Annotated in this window: 4 protein-coding genes and 1 pseudogene; 4 read left to right on the top strand and 1 reads right to left on the bottom strand. The window is 35.9% G+C overall.

What is annotated here, in order from left to right:
• Positions 1-88: 88 nt before the first annotated feature.
• From BHE89_RS10315 to yqfB, 4 genes are all read left to right on the top strand, one after another.
• Complete coding sequence (locus BHE89_RS10315; RefSeq protein WP_069367165.1) at positions 89-697, top strand: DNA-3-methyladenine glycosylase family protein; 609 nt, start codon at positions 89-91, stop codon at positions 695-697.
• Between the two features lie 77 nt (positions 698-774).
• Positions 775-1446, top strand: coding sequence for a bifunctional transcriptional activator/DNA repair enzyme AdaA (locus BHE89_RS10310; RefSeq protein ID WP_458694215.1), 672 nt, complete (start codon positions 775-777; stop codon positions 1444-1446).
• On the top strand, positions 1421-1630 hold the full coding sequence (locus BHE89_RS27425) for a methylated-DNA--[protein]-cysteine S-methyltransferase (RefSeq protein ID WP_458694214.1): 210 nt from the start codon (positions 1421-1423) through the stop codon (positions 1628-1630). Before BHE89_RS10310 ends, BHE89_RS27425 begins: the two co-directional genes overlap by 26 nt.
• Before the next feature lie 125 nt (positions 1631-1755).
• A complete protein-coding gene (gene yqfB / locus BHE89_RS10305; protein WP_286146059.1) occupies positions 1756-2007 on the top strand; it encodes a N(4)-acetylcytidine aminohydrolase in 252 nt (83 codons plus the stop codon).
• Between the two features lie 58 nt (positions 2008-2065).
• On the opposite strand, the pseudogene BHE89_RS10300 reads toward yqfB, so the two are convergent.
• Positions 2066-3818 (bottom strand): annotated as a pseudogene (locus tag BHE89_RS10300) (ABC-F family ATP-binding cassette domain-containing protein).
• Positions 3819-4492: the final 674 nt, after the last annotated feature.

Genomic DNA, 4492 nt, shown 5'->3' with positions numbered 1-4492 from the left:
GTGAAAAATAAAAAAGCAAGAAATGGAGTGCATCACATTTGCATTTTTACATTATACTGTTGCAGTATTTTATTCTATTGGGGGGATTATGTATTTTCAGTATGGAGAAAGAGAGATAACTGCGTTAAAACAGTGTGATAAACGTTTAGCAGCACTTATTGAAAGAATAGGGGAAATTAAACGACCATTAACACCTGATCTATTCACAGCATTAGTTAAAAACATTATTGAACAACAAATATCGATTTCTGCGGCCATCACCGTTAACCAGCGGTTACTCAATTTATGTGAAGGCACTTACACGCCAGAGCGTGTCATAAAATTATCAGAGCAAGAGATACAACAGTGCGGAATGACTATGCGCAAAGCCAATTATATTATCGGTATTGCTGACGCCGTTATTTCAGAAAAATTAAATTTAAATAAAATTCCTGATCTGACAGATAAAGAGGTTATTGATACTTTAACTCAACTAAAAGGTATTGGGATTTGGACAGCAGAAATGTTATTAATTTCTTCGCTTAATCGACCAGATATTTTAAGTTGGGGAGATTTGGCTATTCAACGCGGAATTATGCGCCTTTATCGTCATAAAACATTGGATAAAGCCCGCTTCGAACGTTACCGAAAACGCTATTCACCCTATGGCTCCACGGCATCACTTTATCTATGGGCATTATCTAAAAAACCTGAGTAACAGAGCAATAAACGGAGTTACTTATTTATTATGTTTGTCCATTATAACCATAATCCCGTATTGAAAGGACTACCATAATGGAGAGTAAATATAATCAACTTATTGAGCAAGCCTGCCGTTTTATTGAACAAAATAACGGTGATGTGTCGCTTACCTGTATTGCAGAGCATGTTATGGTAAGCCCATATCATTTTCATCGTCTCTTTAAATCCATTATGGGTATTACACCAAAAGATTATGCGAATGCTTATCGTCAAAAATTAATAAAAAAAGCGTTAGTGCAAGATGGCAGTATTACAGATGCGATTTATCAATCAGGTTTCAACGCTAATAGCCGTTTCTATGAAAATGCAACTGCAATATTAGGGATGACACCAACAAATTGGCGTACAGGTGGTAAGAATATTGCTATCTTTTTTGCAATTGCTCAGTGCTCTTTAGGGAGTATTCTTGTGGCGCAAAGTGAAAAGGGGATCTGTGCCATTATGTTAGGTGATGATGCAGAGCGATTATTAGAAGATTTGCAGAAACAATTTCCTCTGGCTGAATTAATCGGTGCAAATGAAGAATTTGAGCAAATCGTCGCACAAGTCATCGGTTTTATTGAATTACCCAAACAACCCTTATCTTTACCTCTTGATATTCAAGGTACTGTGTTTCAGCAAAAAGTTTGGCAAGCATTACTAGATATTCCTTTGGGTCACACTATGACTTACCAAGAAATTGCCGATAAAAATTGGCGCGCCTAAGGCATATCGAGCCGTCGCTAATGCCTGTGCAGCTAATAAGCTCGCAGTTGCTATTCCATGCCATCGTGTCATTCGACAAAATGGTGAATTATCCGGTTATCGTTGGGGGATTGAGCGAAAGGCTAAGCTTCTTCAGAGAGAGGCCCTGCATAGCACCTCAGCGGGTAAAAAAAATAAACAATAGTTCTTATATGATAAGATAATAAGCAAATTATCAATAAATTTATGAGTCTATATTATGTCGGCAATACCAACAGAAATTACTTTTTTTTGAGCGTTTAATCCCTTCGATTCTTGAAGAAAAAAAAAGTGATTACTATTCGAGATGAAAGTGAAAGTGATTACAAACCGGGAAGCATTGTTGAATTATTTGCTAATGAACATCGTACTTATTACGGAAAACTGAAAATCATATCAGTATCGCCTTTAGGTTATGACGATATCAATGAATATCACGCACAACAAGAAGGGATGACACTCCCAGTGTTGAAAGCACTTATCAAAGATATTTATCCGACAACGAAGTCTTTATATCTTATTGAATATCAGTTAGTAAAATAAGAACAGAAATAAAAAAAGGATCACACCGTGATCCTTTTTTGTTTAAACAAAATCTTATCTATTTTAAATCAATTTTAAGTGCTTGCTTTAACTGACTAATCTCTAATCTCCATTGTGCCTGTAAAGCCGGTTTTTGATGGTTAGTTTTACGCGCTAAATCAGCTTCTAATTTCTCTTCTAACTCAATTAACTTAACGAGTTTTTCGTCATCATCATGTGAAGCTAATGTAACTGATGAGCTATCCTGCAAATTATTGCATTTATCTATTAGCAGAGTTTCTGGTATTTCTTCTTCAGAAATAAGCTGATAAATGGCTTCAATATCATGGTGCTCTGTTAAAATACCATGATGAATATACCAAAACCGATTACAGCTATTTTCAATCAACTCCCTATCATGGCTAACTAATAAAACACCGCCAGGGAATTGGCTAATTTGTTCAGCTAATGCCTTTTTGCCTTCCATATCAATATGGTTTGTAGGTTCATCTAGCATTAATAAAGAATAGTTTGCCAAACTCAAGCCAACAAACAATAAGCGCGCACGTTCACCTCCACTTAATGTACTCACTTTCTGCCCATGACGTGTATAAACAAAGCCAGCACTAATAAGTGCCATTTTTCTCTGTTCATCCGTTAATGGTGCAAAAGGTTTTAATGCATCAGAAAGGGTATCATGATCAGCTAATTGAGAAATTTTTTGATCGTAATAACCCAATTCAACTCGGGGATGCAGCTTTATTGCATTTTGTTCACTTGTTTCAATTAAACTAAGTGACCAAATCATCTTTAATAATGATGATTTGCCTGTTCCATTAGCACCAATTATTGCTATTCGATCACCACTTTTTATGCGTTGATTTTCAACGGTATACAAAGTAGGTGCATTTTCAGCAGGAATAACAGCAAGTTGATTTAATTCGCAGAGCCTATCAGCACGTAATGTTGTACCCGAAAATTGCAATACCCACTGGTTTCCAGACGTTACTTCAGTCTGCTCATCTTTTAAACGAACAATCTGTTTTTCCATCTGCTTGGCTTTACGTGATAAATTCTCGTTATCATAAACGTGACCCCATATTGCGAGTTGCTTCGCACTTTGGGCTATTCTATCTATCTCTTTTTGTTGTGCATGACGGCGATGTTGTGCACTGAGATCTTGCTCTTCTTGTGCTACTCGAGCTTGAGAGCAGGGTAATCGAAAGAGAGACAGCGATTTATCACGAATAATCCATGTACAATTCGTAACATTATCTAATAGCGTATTATCATGAGACACGAGAATGAAGCTACCACGCCACTGTTTTAAAAATGTTTCCAACCATAAAATAGTGGGTAAATCGAGGTGGTTACTGGGCTCATCAAGTAATAATAAATCAGGCTCAATAATTAACGCTCTCGCTAATAATAATCGCGTGTGTTGACCACCACTTAATTGCGAAACAAGAAGATCTTTTTCGTGAAGTTTAAACCCCATTTCACTTAGTAATAACTCAGCTCGCCAGCCTTCAGATAATCTGTATTCTTCAGGCAATTTATGAAGTACAGCATCAATTAAAGTCATTGACTGTAATTCCGTGGGTAAGTGCTGTTCTATATACGCTATAACCGTTTGATTAGCGACAGAAATAGTACCTGAACTTGGTGATAATTGATGTGAAAGTAATTTTAATAAAGTACTTTTGCCACAACCGTTATAACCAATTAAACCAATCTTCTCACCTTTTAATTAGCGCTAAAGAAATATCGTTTAATAATAAACCGTGATTGTTATGGAAAGATAAATTTTGTGTAGATAATAATGTGCTCATAGCTTACTCATTTTTAGGCACAACAATGCCTTGGGTAATATCAAGCGATAACCCTGTAAGCTGAGGAGAGGTAATAGTTAACGTCGCTCAGGCAGGTTAACGCAGTAAAATACTGTGAGGGCCTGAGCTGTGGCGATTACCAAAGAAGTGTGAGTATTCAATAAGATCACACAAAAGCATAATTAGCCTCCTTCTCTAAGTTTAAAAGTTAATCGATATTATGATTCTATCAAAATAGATTTCTGATATGCAATCCAACAAGAAAAACAAAAGGTATCATTTTGTGTGAAAGCCCACTTAAAATAGCGGGCTTAAGATAATAATGAACAAATAAAGAACGATTTCTATTTGCCGTACATTTATGGATTACTCTATTGTGTCGCAACAGATAAAAAACTTTCGTAGTTTAATTGCAATTAATAAGATAATGATACTGATGGCAATACTGATGAGATTAGTATTACGCCAACCTATAAGGTAAAAAAGCGATACCGCCTGTAATGCTACCTATTGCACCAAAGAAGAAAATCAAAAAAATCATTCGTTCCTTGTACTTTTGCTCGCTCATGAGGTAAATAATAATGAACAAATAAAGAACGATTTCTATTTGCCGTACATTTATGGATTACTCTATTGTGTCGCAACAGATAAAAAACTTTCGTAGTTTAATTGCA

Origin of the sequence: Shigella sp. FC1967, from assembly GCF_001743005.1 — a bacterium.
GTDB lineage: Bacteria > Pseudomonadota > Gammaproteobacteria > Enterobacterales > Enterobacteriaceae > Proteus.
This window is presented reverse-complemented; position numbering and strand designations above follow the sequence as displayed.